This window comes from Agromyces humi, from assembly GCF_009720255.1.
In the GTDB taxonomy this organism is placed as follows: Bacteria; Actinomycetota; Actinomycetes; order Actinomycetales; family Microbacteriaceae; genus Agromyces; species Agromyces humi.
Map to the genome: position 1 here is coordinate 1 of NZ_WJSP02000683.1, position 955 is coordinate 955.

Annotated in this window: 2 protein-coding genes; both read left to right on the top strand. The window is 74.9% G+C overall.

The window, feature by feature from the left end; translation table 11 throughout:
• Positions 1–708 (top strand): arginase family protein (locus tag GH736_RS23490; protein WP_159607481.1); only part of this gene is annotated, 708 nt, incomplete at its 5' end.
• A gap of 68 nt (positions 709–776) precedes the next feature.
• A partial coding sequence (locus GH736_RS23495; RefSeq protein WP_159607483.1) for an FAD-dependent oxidoreductase occupies positions 777–955 on the top strand: 179 nt, incomplete at its 3' end.

Consider the following 955-nt stretch of genomic DNA (forward strand, 5'->3'; position numbering starts at 1 on the left):
GGCGGCGACTGCGGTGCATCGCTGGCTGCCGTGGCGCACGCCTCCCGCCGCACCGGCGGCGACCTCGCCGTGCTGTGGCTCGACGCGCATCCCGACCTGAACACCCCCGAGTCCTCCCCGTCGGGCGGATTCGGCGGCATGACCCTGCGCGCGATCGCCGGCGAGGGCGCCGACGGGCTCGCCCTCGACGCCGACACGCGCATCCCGCCCGCCCGGCTCGTGCTCGGCGGCGTCCGCGCGATCGACGATGAGGAGGCGCGCTTCATCGAGGAGCACGCGGTGAGCGTCCTCACCGTCGAGGACCTCCTCGACCCCACCGCGGTCATCGCCGCGCTCGAGCAGACGGGCGCGGGCCAGGTGTTCGTGCACGTCGACCTCGACGTGCTCGACCCGTCGGCGCTGGCCGGCCTGTCGTATCCGATGCCCTTCGGCGTCGACACGACGGCCCTCGTCGCGCTCCTTCGCGCCATCGCAGCGCGGTTCCCGCTCGCCGGAGCGGCGATCGCCGGCTTCGCGCCGCGCTCGGTCGAGGCCGCCGAGGACGACCTGCCCACGATCCTGCGCATCGTGGCGGCGCTCACGTCGGCCGGCGGCACGCGGGCGGCGGATGACGGGGCATCCGGCATCGCATCCGGCACCGCATCCGTACCGACGGAATCACCGGATCCCCAGGCATCGGCGAGCGACGCGCCGTCGACCGACGCGTGACGTCCGTCGGCGTGCCTGCCTAGGCTGGCCATGGCTGCCCGGCCTCGACCGGGCCCGGAGGGAGACGTATGGAGCGCGAGGTGGACGTCGTCGTCATCGGCGCCGGACCGGTTGGCGAGAACGTGGCCGACCGCGCCCGGGCGGGCGGGCTCGAGGTGGTGCTGGTCGAGCATGAGCTGGTCGGCGGCGAGTGCTCCTACTGGGCCTGCGTGCCCTCGAAGACGCTGCTCCGCAGCGCGGCGGCGCT